The organism is Paraburkholderia bannensis NBRC 103871, assembly GCF_000685015.1.
GTDB classification, from domain to species: domain Bacteria; phylum Pseudomonadota; class Gammaproteobacteria; order Burkholderiales; family Burkholderiaceae; genus Paraburkholderia; species Paraburkholderia bannensis.
This window is the reverse complement of sequence record NZ_BAYA01000028.1, coordinates 102,466-118,613: the sequence shown is the minus strand read 5'-3', so window position 1 is coordinate 118,613 and position 16,148 is coordinate 102,466. Positions and strand designations below refer to the sequence as shown.

The 16,148-nt window shown below is 59.6% G+C and carries 18 protein-coding genes; 12 read left to right on the top strand and 6 right to left on the bottom strand.

Features of this window, described 5'->3' with window-relative positions:
• From BBA01S_RS30870 to BBA01S_RS30815, 12 genes are all read left to right on the top strand, one after another.
• A partial coding sequence (locus BBA01S_RS30870) for a cyclase family protein (protein WP_027819824.1) occupies positions 1 to 495 on the top strand: 495 nt, incomplete at its 5' end.
• Positions 496 to 497: 2 nt separating this feature from the next.
• Positions 498 to 845 carry a cupin domain-containing protein gene (locus BBA01S_RS30865; protein ID WP_027819823.1) on the top strand — a complete coding sequence of 116 codons (348 nt, stop codon included), beginning with the start codon at positions 498 to 500 and terminating at the stop codon, positions 843 to 845.
• Positions 842 to 1,645, top strand: a complete 804-nt coding sequence (locus tag BBA01S_RS30860; RefSeq protein ID WP_027819822.1) for an SDR family NAD(P)-dependent oxidoreductase — start codon at positions 842 to 844, stop codon at positions 1,643 to 1,645. Before BBA01S_RS30865 ends, BBA01S_RS30860 begins: the two co-directional genes overlap by 4 nt.
• A gap of 6 nt (positions 1,646 to 1,651) precedes the next feature.
• The gene (locus BBA01S_RS30855; RefSeq protein ID WP_027819821.1) at positions 1,652 to 2,566 is read left to right on the top strand and encodes a 3-hydroxyacyl-CoA dehydrogenase family protein; all 915 of its coding nucleotides are present in this window, start codon (positions 1,652 to 1,654) and stop codon (positions 2,564 to 2,566) included.
• A gap of 4 nt (positions 2,567 to 2,570) precedes the next feature.
• Entirely contained in the window at positions 2,571 to 3,509 is a 939-nt protein-coding gene (locus tag BBA01S_RS30850; protein WP_027819820.1) for a BKACE family enzyme, read from the top strand.
• A gap of 42 nt (positions 3,510 to 3,551) precedes the next feature.
• Entirely contained in the window at positions 3,552 to 4,748 is a 1,197-nt protein-coding gene (locus BBA01S_RS30845; protein ID WP_027819819.1) for an amino acid ABC transporter substrate-binding protein, read from the top strand.
• A 21-nt stretch (positions 4,749 to 4,769) separates the two neighbouring features.
• Complete coding sequence (locus BBA01S_RS30840; protein ID WP_042298173.1) at positions 4,770 to 5,657, top strand: branched-chain amino acid ABC transporter permease; 888 nt, start codon at positions 4,770 to 4,772, stop codon at positions 5,655 to 5,657.
• Positions 5,657 to 6,652 (top strand): branched-chain amino acid ABC transporter permease, encoded by a 996-nt coding sequence (locus BBA01S_RS43480; protein ID WP_052391967.1) that lies wholly within the window; start codon positions 5,657 to 5,659, stop codon positions 6,650 to 6,652. The genes BBA01S_RS30840 and BBA01S_RS43480 overlap by 1 nt, the downstream gene beginning before the upstream one ends.
• The gene (locus tag BBA01S_RS30830; RefSeq protein ID WP_027819817.1) at positions 6,649 to 8,202 is read left to right on the top strand and encodes an ATP-binding cassette domain-containing protein; all 1,554 of its coding nucleotides are present in this window, start codon (positions 6,649 to 6,651) and stop codon (positions 8,200 to 8,202) included. Before BBA01S_RS43480 ends, BBA01S_RS30830 begins: the two co-directional genes overlap by 4 nt.
• A gap of 67 nt (positions 8,203 to 8,269) precedes the next feature.
• Positions 8,270 to 9,391, top strand: a complete 1,122-nt coding sequence (locus BBA01S_RS30825; RefSeq protein ID WP_042298185.1) for a porin — start codon at positions 8,270 to 8,272, stop codon at positions 9,389 to 9,391.
• Between the two features lie 163 nt (positions 9,392 to 9,554).
• Positions 9,555 to 10,241, top strand: a complete 687-nt coding sequence (locus BBA01S_RS30820) for a DAPG hydrolase family protein (protein WP_027819815.1) — start codon at positions 9,555 to 9,557, stop codon at positions 10,239 to 10,241.
• Between the two features lie 57 nt (positions 10,242 to 10,298).
• Positions 10,299 to 10,535: a hypothetical protein gene (locus BBA01S_RS30815; protein ID WP_042298172.1), complete on the top strand. Its 237-nt coding sequence runs from the start codon at positions 10,299 to 10,301 to the stop codon at positions 10,533 to 10,535.
• A gap of 90 nt (positions 10,536 to 10,625) precedes the next feature.
• On the opposite strand, the gene BBA01S_RS30810 is transcribed toward BBA01S_RS30815, so the two are convergent.
• From BBA01S_RS30810 to BBA01S_RS43475, 6 genes are all read right to left on the bottom strand, one after another.
• Positions 10,626 to 10,976: an EthD domain-containing protein gene (locus BBA01S_RS30810; protein ID WP_042298171.1), complete on the bottom strand. Its 351-nt coding sequence runs from the start codon at positions 10,974 to 10,976 to the stop codon at positions 10,626 to 10,628.
• Positions 10,977 to 11,000: 24 nt separating this feature from the next.
• Positions 11,001 to 11,909, bottom strand: a complete 909-nt coding sequence (locus tag BBA01S_RS30805; RefSeq protein WP_027819812.1) for a SphA family protein — start codon at positions 11,907 to 11,909, stop codon at positions 11,001 to 11,003.
• 115 nt (positions 11,910 to 12,024) lie between these two features.
• Complete coding sequence (locus BBA01S_RS30800) at positions 12,025 to 12,801, bottom strand: cyclase family protein (RefSeq protein WP_027819811.1); 777 nt, start codon at positions 12,799 to 12,801, stop codon at positions 12,025 to 12,027.
• The gene (locus BBA01S_RS30795; RefSeq protein WP_027819810.1) at positions 12,798 to 13,973 is read right to left on the bottom strand and encodes an alpha/beta hydrolase family protein; all 1,176 of its coding nucleotides are present in this window, start codon (positions 13,971 to 13,973) and stop codon (positions 12,798 to 12,800) included. The genes BBA01S_RS30800 and BBA01S_RS30795 overlap by 4 nt, the downstream gene beginning before the upstream one ends.
• A gap of 67 nt (positions 13,974 to 14,040) precedes the next feature.
• A complete protein-coding gene (locus BBA01S_RS30790; protein ID WP_027819809.1) occupies positions 14,041 to 14,967 on the bottom strand; it encodes a BKACE family enzyme in 927 nt (308 codons plus the stop codon).
• Positions 14,968 to 14,981: 14 nt separating this feature from the next.
• Positions 14,982 to 16,121 (bottom strand): FAD-dependent oxidoreductase, encoded by a 1,140-nt coding sequence (locus tag BBA01S_RS43475; RefSeq protein ID WP_052391966.1) that lies wholly within the window; start codon positions 16,119 to 16,121, stop codon positions 14,982 to 14,984.
• Positions 16,122 to 16,148: the final 27 nt, after the last annotated feature.

Genomic DNA, 16,148 nt, shown 5'->3' with positions numbered 1-16,148 from the left:
CCTTCTGAAATCCGCGAAGGCGACATCGTCATCGTCAATACGGGCTGGCACAAGCACTACAGCGACAGCCGCATGTACTACGCGTATTCGCCGGGCTTCTACAAGGATGCCGGTGAATGGTTCGCCAAAAAGAAAGTCAAGATGATCGGCACGGACACGCAGGCCCTTGACCATCCGCTTGGCACGGCGATCGGCCCGCATGGCCCGGGCTGGCCGAATGGACTGCTCCCGCAGGTCAACGCGGAGTACGAGCGCGAAACCGGCCGCAAGGTGATCGAGGATTTCCCCGAATGGGAACCGTGTCACCAGGCGATCCTGAGCGCCGGTATCTGCGGTATCGAGAATGTCGGCGGCGAAATCGACAAGGTGACCGGCAAGCGCGTCACGTTCGCGGCGTTCCCGTGGCGCTGGACGCAGGGTGACGGTTGCATCGTCCGGCTCGTTGCGATCGTCGACAAACGCGGCGCGTACCGCATCGAGAACGGGGAAGGCTGACCATGAAAGTCACCCGCTTCGGCGAGGCCCAGCGTTATGAGGCCCCCAACCATCACGAAATGCGCTCCCTGCGTCTGCAAGGCTTCGCGCCCGGTGGCCCGGAGTCGTTCTGGGTCGGCCTCTCACACTTTCTACCGGCTGGAGGCGCCGGCCCGGACAGCGCCGCGCTGGAAAGAGTCTACGTTGTCCTCGCCGGCGAGGTGACTGTGCGCATCGGCTCGCAGGAGGTCGTCCTTGGCCCCCTCGATAGCTGTGCGATTCCTTCGAATGAAGTACGCGAAGTCAGGAACAACGGCAATGACGTGGCCACGATGCTTGTCGTGATGCCCTACGCGGAGGCAGCAACATGAAGACTGATTGGCTGAAATCACCGGGGTCGCTGTTCGAGGTGCGTGGCAAGGTGGCGGTAGTAACGGGAGCGTCCGGCGCGTTCGGCAAACTCGCGGCACATGTGCTCGCGGCGGCGGGCGCGAGGCTTGTCCTCGCCGCGGGTAATGAAAAGGCGCTCAACGTCACCGCGCTGGAATGCCGGGAGCTTGGCGCCGAAGTCACGACGATCGTGCAGCGGCCTGCGACGGAAAGCGATTGCGACGCCATCATGGACGCCGGGCTGACCGCGTTTGGCGCCCTGGACATCCTCGTCGTTGGGTCGGGGGTGAATGATCCCTGCCCGATCATCGAGATGTCGCCGGATCGCTTCGACTCGGTGATGCACGGGAATATCACGGGTGCCTGGCTCCTGTCGCGGGCGTTTGGACAACGGGTCATCCGGCAAGGAACGCCCGGCAAGGTCGTGCTGGTTTCTTCGGCACGCGGCAAGCTTGGGCACCCTGCTGGATACTCGGCCTACTGCGCGTCCAAGGCCGCAACGGATGGCCTCACGCGCGCCCTGGGATGTGAATGGGGCAAATACGGTATCACCGTGAATGCCATTGCCCCGACCGTTTTTCGCTCGCCACTGACCGCGTGGATGTTCGAGGACACCGAGAAAGCCAATCAGGTGCGCGCCGACTTTCTCTCGCGCGTGCCGCTCGGCCGCCTTGGCGAACCTGAAGATCTGGCGGGCCCCTTGCTGTTCCTGTGCTCGCGGGCCTCCGATTTCCACACCGGTCACACCCTCTATGCCGACGGCGGCTACACCGCGGGCTAACCTGACATGGAAAACATCAGCATTATTGGCGCGGGACTGATGGGCCAGGGCATCGCGCAGGTCTTTGCGCTCGCCGGACATCGGGTCAAGGTCTTCGACGTGAACCATGATGCGCTTGCATCACTCGTCACGCGCACGGAACGTAACCTGCTCGACCTCGCACTCGATAGCTCTGCCGCTGCGAATATCACGCCGGCAATCGAACTCGCCGAGGCCGTCAACGACGCAGACGTCGTGTTCGAAGCCGGCCCCGAAGACCTGGCCTGGAAGCAGACGCTATTCGCGCAGCTCGAACGCTTGGCCCCGGCGAATGCCATCCTCGCCAGCAATACGTCGGCCATCCCCATTACGCGAATCATGGAGCGACTGGAAACGGGACACCGGGCGATGGGTACGCACTGGTGGAACCCACCCTTCCTTGTGCCGCTGGTCGAGGTCATTAAGACCCCCAACACCAGTCACACGATCGCTGGACAGATGTTCGACCTGTTGACGCGCGCCGGGAAGACACCGGCCATGGTCGAGAAGGACATTCCGGGTTTTATCGGCAACCGCCTGCAGCACGCGCTCTGGCGCGAAGCAATCGCACTGGTGGCGAACGGTGTCTGCGACGCCGAAACCGTGGACACCGTCGTCAAGGCGAGTTTCGGACGGCGCCTTCCCGTGCTGGGGCCGCTGGAAAACGCGGATCTCGTCGGTACTGACCTGACGCTGGCGATCCACAAAGTCCTGCTTCCTGCCATCGACTGCGAGCCGGCGCCTTCGCCGTACCTGGACATGCTCGTCAATAGCGGACGCCTGGGAATGAAAACCGGCCACGGTTTTCGCCAATGGACGGCGGATCAACAGGCGGAACTCCGGTCATCGGTATTTCAACATCTCAAGGCAATGGATGCGGCGGGACGCCGCGAGGACAAGTAATCAAATGGCCAGAAACCAGAGAAAGGTAATCATCACGTGTGCGGTGACCGGCGCGATCCACACGCCGTCCATGTCGCCTTATCTTCCGCTTACGCCGGAGGAAATCACGACACAGGCGGTCGACGCTGCGCAGGCCGGCGCGGCAATTCTCCACCTGCACGCGCGTGACCCCAGCGACGGTCGGCCGAGCGCCGACCCCGCGATATTCGAGCAGTTTCTAGGCGCGATCAAGGCGCAGACGGACGCCGTCATCAATATCACGTCTGGTGGTTCGACGAAGATGACCCTTGAGGAAAGGCTCGCGCCCCCGCTTCGCTTCCGGCCCGAGATGGCCTCGCTGAACATGGGGTCGATGAACTTCTCCATTCATCCTGCCGCGAACAGGATCAAGGAATGGAAATACCCCTGGGAAAAAAGCTATATCGAGGGAACCGAGGACATTATCTTCAGGAATACGTTTCGCGATATTCGCTACATCCTCCAGCACCTTGGCGAGGGTTGCGGCACGCGTTTCGAGTTCGAATGTTATGACGTGGGCCACCTGTATAACCTCGCCCACTTTGTGGACGCCGGGCTGGTCAAGCCGCCGTTCTTTATCCAGACGATCTTCGGCATTCTCGGCGGCATCGGGCCCGATCCGCAATGCGTCACGTTCATGCGTGATACCGCGAACCGGCTGTTCGGCGACAGCTACCAGTGGTCTGTGCTGGCCGCCGGAAGGCATCAAATCCCGCTGCTGACGCAAGCGGCGGTCGCTGGCGCGAACGTGCGGGTCGGGCTTGAAGACAGCCTCTATCTGGGTCGTGGGCAGATGGCGCAAAGCAACGCCGACCAGGTCAGGAAGATCCGCCGGATTCTTGACGAACTCGGGCTTGAGGTCGCCACGCCGGACGAAGCGCGCCAGATGCTGAATCTCAAAGGATCCGGCCAGACAGCCTTCTAGGCGCATCGGCAACAACGATAAAAATACATGTTTGGAGACACAATGATCAGGTATGCAAATCAATTGACCCGTGCCGTCGCTGTCGCGTCTCTTTGTCTCGCCACGATGGCAGTCAAGGCCGACGAAATAGCGATTGGCGCCTCCCTGCCACTCTCCGGTTCGCTTGCGGGTTTTGGAGCCTATCAAAAATGGGGCTATGAAACCGCCGTGAACGATATCAACAAAGCCGGGGGCATCAAGATCGGCAACGCCCAGTACAAGGTGAAGCTGGTGATCCGCGATGACAAAACGGATCCCAACGTCACGGCGAGCAACACCGAGACGCTGATCTCCCGGGACGGCGTCGCGGGCATGCTCGGGTCATGCACGCCTGCTCTGGTGAATGCGGGAGCGCTCGTCGCGGAGCGTCGGCGCGTCCCGCTCGTATCTGGATGCGATCCGCTCGGCGCATTCAGGGCAATCCGGCAATGGAAATACGCATGGGTGCTCTTCTTCGATGAGGCCGATCTGGGCAATGCGCCATTCCGGATGCTCGCGGACTATAAGTTACAGACGAACAAAAAAGTGTCCATCCTCTCGGACAACGGGCCGGATGGCCGGGTCGTCGGCGGCGAGATCTGGCCACGCGCCGTAAGCAAAGGCGGTTACTCGCTGGTCGGGCAGAACGCATTCCCCATCGACGCCCAGCAATTCACGACGATGATCAATCAGGCGAAGGCTGATAGCGCCGACATTGCCCTCGTCGATGCCATTCCCCCGCAGGCGATCGCGATGCGCAAACAGATGGAGTCGGCCGATTTTCATCCCAGGCTCCTCGTCATGGAGAAAGGCGCAGAGCCGGAGCAATTTGCGAAGGCGTTAGGAACGCTGGCTGACGGGGTTCTGGTGGGCGGCTACTGGGATCCGAGCTTTCCCTATCCGGGCGCTGCGGAGCTGGGCAAGCGCTTTGAGTCCGAAGCGCATCAAACCCAAAGCCAGCACATTGCCGATTCCTATGCTGCTGCCCAGGTGCTACTGGACGCCATCGCGCAAGCGGGAAGCCTTGACCACGAAAAGATAAACCAGGCAATTGGCAAGACGAACAAGAGCTACGTCGTTGGCCCCGTTAAGTTTGAAGCAGACCACACGTCGCGTATCCCGGTTGCGGTAATGCAGTGGCAGAACGGCAAGGCGGTGACGGTATGGCCGCATGACAAGGCCAACGGAAAGCTGCTTTTTCCGCTGCCGGCTGCCCACTGACGCATGACTGGAGAAAAGATCATGCTCGAAAGCTTGCTTCCCAATCTATCGGTAGTACTAAGTGGATTGGCGTCAGGTCTTCTTCTCGGCGGCATGCTGGCGCTGACCGCGTTGGGCCTGTCGATCGCGCTGGGTGTCATGCGCCTCGTCAATCTGGCACACGGCGAATTGCTGGTGGGCGGCGCCTACATCGGCTTCTTTCTGGCCCAATACGCCGGCCTCGATCCTCTTCTTTGCTTGCCGCTTGTTGCGGTCGTGATGGGCGCCATTGCGCTTCCGTTCCATGGCCTGTTCATCAGGCCGCTGGCAAACAAAGGCACCGAAGCGCCGATGATGACCATGTTTGGCGTGTCGATCATTCTCCAGAATCTGTACCTGCTGTGTTTCAGCGCCGACACGCGAGCCATCAATACCCGCTACGCCTCGCGGCCGCTGACTGCCGGCCCGGTCACGGTCGCTGAGATCTATGTCATCGGATTCGTCGTTTCCGTGGCGCTGACGCTCGGCGTACACGGCATCGTCACACGAACCCGATTTGGGCGGGAACTGCGTGCCGCCGCGGTCGATCCGGTCGCAGCCTCGGTCATGGGCGTCGATGTCAGCAAGGTTCATGCGCTCACCTTTGCGCTTGGCGCGGCGTGTGCGGCAATGGGAGGCGTGCTCATTGCGACCGCCTTTTCATTCACACCGGCCACCGGATCAACGTATCTGCTGATGAGCTTTGCCGTCGTTGTCATGGGCGGCATCGGCAACATCTTCGGGACACTGGCAGCCGGCATCACGCTCGGCGTTCTCCAGAGTATCGGCGCGCTCGCTTTCGGTGACGGCTACCGCGATCTGGTGGGCCTCGTCATTTTTCTTTTCGCCCTTGCATTGCGTCCTCAGGGCATGGTCTCCGGAGTGCGCTAATGACCAATCTCACGAATAACCCCCAATCCCAGGTTTCCGCTGATCCTGTCCGGATCGCGCTAATCCGCTCTTCGTCGAGTGCGTTCGTCCCACTCGTCATGACCGCTGCGCTTCTTCTCCTTGTCGGCATCGTCGTTCCGCAAATGGGCGACTACGCACTCGAAGTCGGATTCCGGATCTTGCTGCTACTGACCGTGGCTGAGGCGTGGAATCTCATGGCGGGCTATGGCGGAATGGTCTCGCTTGGCACCGCAGCGTTCTTCGGCGCTGGCGCGTATTCGATGACCGGCCTGGTCAATCTCCTGGGCGTACCACCGTGGGCCGCGATCCCGCTTGCCGGGCTCACTGGCGTGGCGCTGTGTCTGCTTGTCGCGAAAGGTGTCTTCAGGCTTCGCGGCCTCTATTTCACCGTAGGGACACTGGCACTCGCCGAGGCGTTGCGCCTTTTCATGGTCAATTACAGCGGATTCGGCGGGGCGTCCGGCATCGTGCTGTCCCAGGATCCACCAGGCCTGCGCACGCTCTTCTTCATGGCGATCATGCTGGTGACAGTCACCGTCGTCGTCATGGATGTCGTGACCCGGTCACGCTTCTCGGTGCTGCTTCGTGCGGTGCGCGACGATGAAGACTCGGCGTCCCAGGTTGGCGTGCGCACGTTCCGGATCAAACTCATCGCCTTCGTATTGGCCGGCGCCCTGACCAGTATCGCTGGCGCACTGCAGGCGCTGAAGCTTGGAACGGTCGAGCCTTATGGCACCTTCGGCCTTCAGTGGACGATCAGCGCGCTTTCAATCGTGATCATCGGCGGCCAGGGGCTACGCGCGGGCCCATTGCTGGGCACTCTTTTCGTGGTTGCACTGGGCGAAGCCCTGGCGGACTGGACCGCCCTGCATCTTGCAGTGACCGGCGCCATCCTCATGGGCGTCATACGTTTCGCCCCGCAAGGTATCGCTGGATTGATTGACAGCACGCTTGGTCGAAAGGCGAAAAAATGACACTTGAACACTCCATTCCGCTATTGCGCGCAACCGGCCTCGTCAAACGGTATGGCGGTCTCGTTGCAACCGATTCCGTTTCGCTTAGCATTGGAAAAGGCGAAGTGCTCGGCATCGTTGGGCCCAACGGTGCGGGCAAATCCACCTTGATCGGACTGCTTGGCGGTGCCGTCAAGGCCGATGGCGGCAACGTCCACTTCGAAGGCAACGACATAACGGGACTCGGGGCAGCCGCTCGCGCCCGCTCGGGAATTGGACGCACCTATCAGATCCCGCGTCCATTCCTGAACATGACGGTGCGCGAAAACCTGCTCGCTGCCCGCTACAGCCTGCACCCGTTCGGCTCGGGGCGCGACGCGCGCGAAGCGTGCGACAGGATCCTCGAACGTACCGGCTTGCTTGACTCCGCAGACCTGCCAGCCAGGCAGTTGGCGCTGCTGCGAAGAAAACGCCTGGAGGTCGCAAGAGCGCTGGCGCTCGAACCCAGAATCCTTTTGCTCGACGAAGTTGGCGCGGGCCTTGTCGACAGCGAAATCACCGAACTCATCGAACTGATTCACTCGCTTGCGGGCGAGGTGGCGGGCATCATCATCATCGAACATGTCCTTCGGGTCGTGCGCGAATGCTGCCAGCGACTGATCGTCCTGAATTTCGGCCGGAAATTCGCGGAAGGGCCGACAAAAGAAGTGCTTTCAAGCGATGAAGTCGCAGCGGTCTATCTCGGCACTGCCCACGCAAAAGATCATTCGAATAAGCAGGCAGCACCGGAAACCGAACCTTCCCCTGAAGCAGACGAGCATGCGCCGCGCAGCGTTTCGCACAAGACGCCTGCCGCGCCTCCCCTCCTGGAACTGCACGGCATTCATGCCGGATATAGCCAGGCGCGCGTGCTAAACGGGATCGACCTCACGGTTGGAAAAGGCGAAGTCATCGCCATTCTGGGCACGAATGGCGCGGGCAAAACGACGCTCGCCAACGTGCTTGCGGGCACCGTGCGCCCCACTGCCGGTGAAATGAAGATCGATGGAGAAGTCCTGCGCGATCCGGCTCCTCATCGCATTGCCGCGCTCGGCTTTGCACAGTGCATGGAAGGCAGGCGGATCTTCAGCTCGCTGACTGTGGAAGAGAACCTCGTGCTTGCCGCCCGAGGCGCACCGTCAAAGGTCATTCAGGAACGACTGGAGCACGTGTACAGCGTATTTGCAGACTTGCGCGACAAACGCAAAAGCGCTGGCACGTCCATGTCCGGTGGACAGCAGCAGATGCTCGCGATCGGCCGCGCATTGATGGCGAGACCTCGGCTTATCGTATTTGACGAGATCAGTCTCGGGCTCGCGCCGGTGATGATGGATCGCCTGTATCTCGCCCTGCGCAACCTCAAAGCGTCGGGCATGACGATGCTGATTGTCGAGCAGGACGTGGAACGCGCCCTTGAACTGGCCGATTACGTGCACGTGATGGAGCATGGCCGATTCGCACTTTCCGGGCCGATTGCCGCCATCCGCAACGACCCACGTTTGCGGCATCTCTATCTGGGTACGGCCGATTGACACGAAGTTCGGCTGGGTCAGCGCAGTAAAACATCAATTACTAAAAAATTTGGAGACAACCTTGAGGATAACTACATTTGCACTGGTTTCCGCTTCATTAGTCGCGGCGAACGCACAGGCGCAGAGCTCCGTCACGCTGTTCGGATTTCTTGATGCGGGCGTCACCTATATCAGCAATCAGGGCGGCCACAGCAGCGCCAGAATGGACACCGGCGTGTGGGCGCCCAACCTGTTTGGCCTGAAAGGAACCGAGGATCTTGGCGGAGGAAACAAGGCAATTTTTATGCTGGAGAGCCAGTTTGAACTTGCAAACGGCTCCTCGATACCTGACGCCGGATCGCTTTTTTCACGCCAGGCGTGGGTAGGCCTTTCGAGTCCCATTCTCGGCGACTTGACTGCGGGCAACCAGCATGACTTTATGTGGGAGTCGTTGCTGTTCGGCGGCTTTCACGACCAGAATGCCGGTTTTGATGGCGCACTTTCGTATGGCGGGTTCTATAACTTCAGACAGGGCCCGTTCGCTGCATTAGGCATTCCAGACAATCCGACCGGTTCGTCGGATTTCGACCGCATGGCAGGATCATCTCGCGTCGCGAATTCCGTCAAATATAAGTCGCCCAATTTTTCGGGCTTCACGTTTGGCGCGCTGTATGGTTTCGGCCAGGTCGCAGGGGACTTCTCGTCCGGCAACACAGTCAGTTTCGGAGCCAATTACTCCCAAGGGCCCTTTGCCGTCGGAGCGGCGTACACGGAAGTAAAGTATCCGCAGATGAACAATGGCCATGACGGCATCAGGAATTACGGCCTTGGCGCGCATTACGATTTTGGCGGCGTCGTCCTGGCAAACGTCCTCTATACAAACACAAAGAACACGCTGACTGGCGCCCGCATCGATGTAGGACAGATCGGCGCGAACTGGTTCATCACCAGTGCATGGACGTTCGGCGCCAACTACGAATACATGAAAGGCAACGCGGCCCTGCAGAACAATAAGGCACACCAGGTGACCAGCTCGCTGATGTACTGGCTCTCGAAGCGCACCGCTATTTATGCTGAAGGCGTCTATCAGTACGCCGCAGGAGACAACCCCACGACGGGCGCGTGGATCAATGGATTGTTCGGCACGAATGCGGCTTCGAGTGGCCATTCCCAAGCCCTCGGCCGACTAGGGATGACGACGACGTTTTAACGTCCGTAATCTCGGGCACTTCTGGTCGCACGCGTGGCCAGCGACTGAAAAATTGCACGGACGCCTGGTGCATTGTTCTATTCACATCCTGCGCGTCGTTGATGTGCAATCAACAACTGGCTCGCCGCATCGCCCGCGGCGAGCATTTTTACTGGAGAGAGACATGAAACTCGGAGACGCTGGACAACTGCTGAATCCCGCACCGTTGCGCCTTGAGACGGGCTATGAACGACTGGATGACGGCGTACTGCACGTTGCCTGTCGCACCGATCTGCATAACTGCAGCGGTGAAATGTTCGAGTGGTGGTTCCGCTCGCGGCCGGACACGCGCCACTATCGCTGGTGGCATCCCGTCGACCACGTCAGCAGCGAGTGGGTTGAAGGAACGACCCAGACCCACGTCGGCTCGATACACCTGGTCGAAGAGTTCTTTACGGGTCTGCCCGCGCAGCGGCTTGCGATCCAGTTCAGGGACGCTACGGAGTTTTTTGACGAGCGCGCGTATGACAGCGCGCGTAAGGAAGGACGTCTGACTGCCGCGGTATGCGGCTGCATTGGGCTGGGAGACAACCCGGAGCGAACAGCCGACGGGCGAATTCTGGGTGGACGCCTGCTTCATATCGGGCGCGACACGGAATGGGGGCTCGCACTGCGCAGCCACTTCTACATCGGGCAGGACTTGCCGGCGCTGGGCAAGAGCCCAAAAGAAATCGCCGAAATTTTTCCCGACGAATTCGGTCGCGCCCTGCTGATGCACTGCTACAACGAGTTCACGTTCCTGTCGCGGTTCCTTCCTTCGCTGTTTCTGGGCGACAACAGGGAAGAGCTCGATATTGCGCTGCCATGGTAAGCCCGATCGCACGCGCTGGCTCCTCAGGAAAAAGCTCCCGTGCTAACCGGAAGCCGCATGACGAGCAGAATTAAAGTGCTGCGTAGCGCTCTTCGTACCTGGGTCAGCCGGGCTGTACGGCTGCGCGCCCAGGCCGAAGTGCTCTTTGTCCTTGAAGATGACATCAGGAGAATAAATATGGACTCACAGGTCGACAATGCAGTCGGCTTGCCGATTGGCATACTCGAAGAACTGCCCCCATCGGTCGACGTCGTTGATGTCCTGACTGTTTTGCCGTCAACGGACGAGATTTAGCATTGATCCGAAAACCGTTGATTGGAGAGAATGTCTTTAAGACCGGCCGCCTGGCGCGGCCGATCTCATCAATAGAAACACGTCCGGAGCCTAAATAATCTGACTCTCTTCGGTCACGAAGAATACACAGTTTTCCCTATCAGAAAACCGGGACTCGTCAGGACGCACGCTAGCCAGGTAGTCAGGATCCGAAAAGAACGCTTCCATGTCAGCGCCAGAATCGAACCACAACTCCGAGACAGCGTCGAACACGCAACTCGCCCCAGATTCACCACCGTCCAGCCCCATCGGCAGCGTGTAGCTCTGTACGTACCGGCGTACGTATTTCTCACTTGCTGGGCACGCTCGTATGAGCTTCGCGTGCTCGACGCTCAAATATCTGCGGAACTGCTCCTGAGTAAAATCCGGGTGCCGCTTGACGGCGATGACCAATTTAAGCATCGAGCTTTTCTCCATTATTTGACTTCAGCCGCCAATCGGGAACGTGAACTCAAGCCAGACCCTGTCCCCTTGTGGACGGTTCTCTGCCCCAAATTCATGCTGCCACTTGAAGACAACGCCAGAATACTTCGTGATATCGAATCGAACCTGTGGGCCGATTGCATAGACGCGCCCACGAAATCCACCATCAAAAACCGCACCGTTTAGCGTATCGTCCGTCGTTTGCTTCAGTGCGTATCCCTGCACGCCGAGTTGAAGCCTCGACGTCACTGCGTAGCCAGCGACCCAATCTAGAAACGCAACGTTCCCCGAGTGATACCCTGTCTCGTGGTTCGGCGAATTGATTTCGTACCCCGCCGTCGCCGACACTTCCACCTTTTCGAACGGGAAATACGTAACGCTCAGATTTGGCATGAAGGCATACGAATGCAGGCCGGTGTTCGCCATACGGTTCGCTGAAAAGTTGCCAGTCGGCAACGCAAAGTCGAACGCAAACGCAGAGAAGAAATAATGGGACGGATTTGAGAATCCGATTGTGAGCGCGTGAACCACCATGTCGCCCAGCCCCCAACGGGAATCGCTTGCGCCCGCTGCGCTGATATTCGCGTGGATCACCGGGACGACGAGGCCAGAAGTGAAAGTCAGCGGGCCGAGCGTTGGCCCCCAGGTGTGCAGGACACGCGGGCTGTCCACGAACACCTGGGTCTTGAATCCGGGCACGACACTGCCGCCTTGCGGCCCGGCAAACCGGCTCGCGCTATAGAACGTCGTGTAGTTGTAAAACTGGGTCGTTCCCGGAATCGGCATAATGCCGTCGAGTACCGTATTCACGCCGAGCGGGTAACTTTGAAGCCCGTTCTCCGTCGCCATCGCCTTCGTACAGGCGAGCGCCAGCGTCAGCACAAGTGCTGCTTTCAACTGCTTGCCATTCATTGTCGTCTCCAAACTATTTATATTTAGCCGCTCGCGAGACGAGCGGTTTCAAACTACAACTGTTCTATTTCTCACCACTATTTCAATCGCGCGGCCTCACATCGGCGTGGTCGAATCAGTTATCGAGGATTGCAACCGCTCTCGTCCAGCCCGCCGACGCGCCGCGAATCTTGAAGGGAAAGCACGCAACGGTGAATCCCGAGGGCGGCAACGACTCAAGGTTATGAAGCTTCTCAAGGTGGCAGTAGCCCTTGAGCCTGCTCGCCTTGTGTCCTTCCCAGATAAGCGATGCGTCGCCCGTTTCGGCGTATTTTTCCTTCGTGTGGACGAATGGCGCATCCCAGCTCCAACCATCCGTACCGGTAACCTTCACGCCATGGTCAAGGAGATACAACGTAGCGTCAGCGCCCATTCCACATCCCGCGCTGACGTAATCGTCGTTCCCGTAGCGAGCCCCGGCTGACGTATTCACAAGCACAATTTCGAAGGGCTTCAGCGTATGGCCGATACGCGCGAGTTCCGCCTTGACGTCTTCGACCTGCACAACATAGCCGTCCTCGAAATGCCGGAAGTCGAGCTTGACGCCGGGCTGAAAGCACCATTCGAGGGGCACTTCGTCAATCGTCAAAGCGCGCTCGCCGCCGTCCATCGTCGAGGCGAAATGGTACGGGGCATCAAGGTGCGTGCCATTGTGGGTAATCAGCTCGATACGCTCGATTGCCCACGCTTCCTCGTCGGGAAGGTCTTCCTGTTTGAGGCCCGGAAAAAAACTGGTCAAGTCCGGCACGGACATCTTGTGGTCGATGTAGTGAATCTTCGGCCGGTAGATCGGCGGATCGGACACGACATCGTTCTCGAGATAAATCGAAAGATCGACGATGCGCTGGCTCATTTGCGCACTCCTTTCGCACCCAGCTCGGCGAACGTCTCGCTGATCCAGTCGGCGATATAGTCCCGGGCGTTCTCGACGTTATCGGCACTCACGTGCTCGACGCCGCCTTCCCGTTGCGTGAAGAATTTCAGTTCGCGCTTCGGGCTGTTCACCGCGCCTTCGTATTGCGCGTGCGCGTATTCGAGCGGAATCTGCCGGTCGTTCGCGCCGTGCGTGACAAGAAACGGCACCGCGATCTTGTCGACCACGTGTTCAAGCGTGACTTGCGGAGCGAACTCCATGAACTCCTCAAGCGAGCGCTTGCCCCACACCCATTGAACGTGCTCCCAGTAATGCGGCACGGGCTTGTCGCCTTCACGCGCGAGTCGGCGACGCTGGAGTTCGCCCCAGTTAAAATTTGCGCCCCAGGCGACGCAAAGCTTGAAGCGCTTTTCGAATGCCGCAGCACGGGGCGCGTAATAGCCGCCAAGCGACCAGGCGCACACGCCAATCATGTCGCGGTCGATTTCCTTGCGGCCTTCCAGATAGTCGACGACTGCGCCCGCCCACTTCTCGCTTTCAACGATGGCCGTCATGTCATGGAGCCGAAGTGCTTCGCCGACGCCTGGCTGGTCGACCATGAGGGTGGAGATGCCGCGGCGCGCCAGGGCTTGCGCAATGCCCGCGCCGTAGATCATCTCCTTGGTGCTGTCGAGGCCATTGAAGTGCGCGATGCACGGCGCCGGCGAACCATCGGCGCGCTCGGCCTTGACCAGGAGACCCGCGAGCGTCTTCCCTTCGTAGGGAATCTCGACACGCTCGCAATTCTCCTGGTGGTATTTCGTGAATTTCGAAAACGAATCGAGCATCTTCGAATAGGCACGGCGACGCGGCTCGTATTCGCGGTTCTGCGCACGCTCCGCCGTGAGATAGTAGGTTGCCGCACGACCGAGCTTCTTGCCGGCGCTCAGCTTTCGGCCCTGCTCGATGTCTTCATTGGCGAGTTCCACCAGCGTATCGGCCTGCTTGCACCACGCCTCGAAAAACGCCTCCGTTCCCTCGTCGTCGCCGCGCGTGGAGGCATCCACCAGTTCACGGCAAATTACGTCGATTTCACCGACGTTTCCGCCCATCATCAGCGCGAGATTTGTTGCGAGGTTCCACACGTAATTCGTCGGAAAGTATTCAAGCATTTTGTGTCTCTGTATCAATGAGCTGTGGCGCACGCCAACGCGTCGTGCGCTGGCGATGGCCGCGTGATTAGATTGACGTGCGCGCGGCACCCTTCAACTGGAGCATCTCGCGCGCTTCGTCGGGTGTAGCGACCTCCAGCGAAAGCTCCTGCAGGATTCGCCTGATCTTCCGAACCTGGTCTGCATTGGACGTGGCGAGCTTTCCGCGCTCCAGAAACAGGCTGTCTTCCAGGCCAACGCGAACGTTCCCACCGAACACCGCTCCAGCGGTCAGCAACGACATCTGATGGCGCCCCGCGCCGAGTACCGAGAAGCGATAGTTTTCTCGTCCGAAAAGACGGTCAGCCGTTGTCCGCATGAGCGCAAGGTTCTCGGGATCCGGGCCAATGCCGCCGAGAATGCCGAAAATCGACTGGATGAAGAATGGCGGCTTGATCAAACCTTCGTTGACGAAATGCGCCAGGTTGTACAGATGGCCGACGTCGTAGCATTCGAACTCGAAGCGCGTACCTGACTCGCCCAGTTGCTCGACGATGTGTCGAATGTCGCGGAACGTGTTGCGGAAGATGATGTCCTCGGTGCCTTCGACATAAGGCTTTTCCCAGTCGAATTGCCACTCCGTAATCTTTCGCGCGGCCGGATGAATCGAGAAATTCATTGACCCCATGTTCAACGAGCACATTTCCGGCTTCGCGATAAGTGGATACGCAAGCCGCTCGGCAAGCGTCATGCTCGTGCTGCCGCCCGTCGTAATGTTGATCACCGCATTCGTTGAACGTGCAATCTGCGGCACGAACTGCTGGAACACGGCTGGGTCGGCCGTGGGCCGGCCATCCCTGGGGTCGCGAGCGTGCAAATGCAGGATAGCTGCCCCCGCCTCTGCCGCTTCGATTGCCTGCTGCGCAATAGCGTCCGGCGTCAAAGGAAGATACCTGGACATGGAGGGCGTATGGATCGCCCCCGTCACTGCACAGCTGATAATGACCTTGTTCATGACTTCTCCTGCAATCAGATGGGTTCGCTGAGCGCCGCATAGGCCCCAGCGAATGCTTCGTTGTACATAGCACCGACCGCGGGCTCCCCTCGCCACTCAGCTTGCTCCCACTCGCCGAGCTGAATGCCCGTCTCGTACACGAGCTGCGCACGCGGCGAGCGTCTAGCCCAGAACGCGTTGAGGGTCGACTCGATGCTCGTCGCGCCCTCCAGCATTTCAGCGAGGACGATGGAGTCTTCGATTGCCATTGCTGCGCCTTCGGCGAGGTGTGGCGTCCCGGAATGGGCTGCGTCACCGATGAGCAGCACCCGGCCCCGATGCCACGGCTGCGGCAGCATCACCACTTCCATTGGGCGATAGACAACGGCCGTGGGATCAGTGACCAGTTCGCGCAGCTCTGCCAGCAGGCCGCCGTACTCCTGCATACGTTCACGAAGCAGAACGGCAAGCTGGTCTGTCACCATGCGCGGATTCCCCTGCTCCGCGGTCACCAGAAAGAGATACATGGCCGACTCGGTCAGCGGCACGAGACCCGCCTTGCTCTGCTTGCCGAAGTACATGCAACCCCAGTCGAAATCTTTCGGACGCGGGAAGTTGTAGCGCCACACGCCTTGCCCCGTATATCGCGGACGCACGGCGTCGCCGAACAGCATCCCGCGGATCTTCGAGTAAGCACCGTCTGCGCCAATGACAAGGTCGTATCGACCAGATTCGCCATTCGTGAAACGGACGTTAACTCCGTCGCCCGTGTCCTCAAGCGACTCGACGGTCACGCCCAGGCTCACAGGCGTCGCTTGCCGGAGCACTGCTTCAGTGAGAATCTTGTGCAGCGCAGGCCGTGTAATGCCATTTGCTGCCGGGTAGCCAGGGCCTGCGACGTTAAATGCAGCAGCCTCGGCCAGCACCGCGCCATTCGCATCACAGAACCTCCAGCCATTGAAGCCTCGACCATTCGCGAGACACAAGTCGCCGAGACCGATACTGCGGAGCGCACGCAGCGCATTCGATGGCTGAATAATTCCCACGCCATATACCGACCAGTCGACACTTTTCTCCACGACATGCGATTCAATCCCACTGCGCTTGAGCGCAATCGCTGCCGTCAGACCGGCGATGCCGCCGCCTACAATCAGGACTTTTTTGATCTTTTCCACAACGTATCTCCTCATTGGGGTGGACTG

Bases quoted from the DNA above. Each gene is read 5' to 3' on its own strand.
- BBA01S_RS30865 (WP_027819823.1), top strand. From the start codon at position 498: ATGAAAGTCACCCGCTTCGGCGAGGCCCAGCGTTATGAGGCCCCCAAC.
- BBA01S_RS30860 (WP_027819822.1), top strand. From the start codon at position 842: ATGAAGACTGATTGGCTGAAATCACCGGGGTCGCTGTTCGAGGTGCGT.
- BBA01S_RS30855 (WP_027819821.1), top strand. From the start codon at position 1,652: ATGGAAAACATCAGCATTATTGGCGCGGGACTGATGGGCCAGGGCATC.
- BBA01S_RS30850 (WP_027819820.1), top strand. From the start codon at position 2,571: ATGGCCAGAAACCAGAGAAAGGTAATCATCACGTGTGCGGTGACCGGC.
- BBA01S_RS30845 (WP_027819819.1), top strand. From the start codon at position 3,552: ATGATCAGGTATGCAAATCAATTGACCCGTGCCGTCGCTGTCGCGTCT.
- BBA01S_RS30840 (WP_042298173.1), top strand. From the start codon at position 4,770: ATGCTCGAAAGCTTGCTTCCCAATCTATCGGTAGTACTAAGTGGATTG.
- BBA01S_RS43480 (WP_052391967.1), top strand. From the start codon at position 5,657: ATGACCAATCTCACGAATAACCCCCAATCCCAGGTTTCCGCTGATCCT.
- BBA01S_RS30830 (WP_027819817.1), top strand. From the start codon at position 6,649: ATGACACTTGAACACTCCATTCCGCTATTGCGCGCAACCGGCCTCGTC.
- BBA01S_RS30820 (WP_027819815.1), top strand. From the start codon at position 9,555: ATGAAACTCGGAGACGCTGGACAACTGCTGAATCCCGCACCGTTGCGC.
- BBA01S_RS30815 (WP_042298172.1), top strand. From the start codon at position 10,299: ATGACGAGCAGAATTAAAGTGCTGCGTAGCGCTCTTCGTACCTGGGTC.
- BBA01S_RS30810 (WP_042298171.1), bottom strand. From the start codon at position 10,976: ATGCTTAAATTGGTCATCGCCGTCAAGCGGCACCCGGATTTTACTCAG.
- BBA01S_RS30805 (WP_027819812.1), bottom strand. From the start codon at position 11,909: ATGAATGGCAAGCAGTTGAAAGCAGCACTTGTGCTGACGCTGGCGCTC.
- BBA01S_RS30800 (WP_027819811.1), bottom strand. From the start codon at position 12,801: ATGAGCCAGCGCATCGTCGATCTTTCGATTTATCTCGAGAACGATGTC.
- BBA01S_RS30795 (WP_027819810.1), bottom strand. From the start codon at position 13,973: ATGCTTGAATACTTTCCGACGAATTACGTGTGGAACCTCGCAACAAAT.
- BBA01S_RS30790 (WP_027819809.1), bottom strand. From the start codon at position 14,967: ATGAACAAGGTCATTATCAGCTGTGCAGTGACGGGGGCGATCCATACG.